The 783-nt window shown below is 28.9% G+C and carries 1 protein-coding gene; it reads left to right on the plus strand.

Annotation, left to right across the window (positions count from 1 at the left end; genetic code table 11):
* Positions 1-693: transposase (locus tag CLLI_RS03460; protein WP_146127068.1), on the plus strand; the 693-nt coding region annotated here is incomplete at its 5' end.
* Positions 694-783: the final 90 nt, after the last annotated feature.

Raw genomic sequence — 783 nt, forward strand, 5'->3', positions numbered from 1 at the left:
ACAACGTTAATTCCATTTCTAAAAAGCATGGAAGACTTTTTGTATTTTAGATATTTAAAAATAACTACAGACTCAGGTTATGAGAGTGAAGAAAATTATTGTTATATTAAAGAAAATGGACAGTTATCATATATTAAGCCGGCAAATTATGAAATAGCAAAGACAAGAAAATATAAGAATGATATAAGCCGAATAGAAAACATGGATTATGATGAATTGGGTGATTATTATATTTGTAAAAATAACAAGAAACTAACAGTAAATAAAATAGTAAAAAGAAAAAGTAAGACAGGCTATATAAGTGAAAGAACAATCTATACTTCTGAAGATTGCAGTAACTGTGTTTACAAAAGCAAATGCATAAAAGGACATAACTGCAAAACACCATTAGAAGAAAGAACTAAAAATCTTGAAACTTCAAAGTTGTTCAACATGCTTCGCAAAGAAAATCTTGAAAGAATTGTAAGCGAAGAAGGCTGCGAGTTGAGAACGAATCGAAGTATTCAAGCCGAAGGCTCTTTCGCGGAGATAAAACAGGATATGGGATTTCGTAGATATCTATGTAAAGGTAAAAAAAATGTTTTAGCAGAAAATGTTCTATTAGCAATGGCACATAATATAAATAAGCTGCATAATAAAATTCAGTCAGATAGAACTGGAACACATCTTTTTTCACTTAAAAAAGGTGCATAATTTTGAAATTTTAAAAACTCTACAAATCAAAAAAAGCCTTAATATTGATGGCTTATTAAAGTGCGCTATTTTTTAAGTATTGAACCTATT

The sequence above is a fragment of the Clostridium liquoris genome, assembly GCF_002995785.1.
Classification (GTDB): Bacteria; Bacillota; Clostridia; order Clostridiales; family Clostridiaceae; genus Clostridium_AO; species Clostridium_AO liquoris.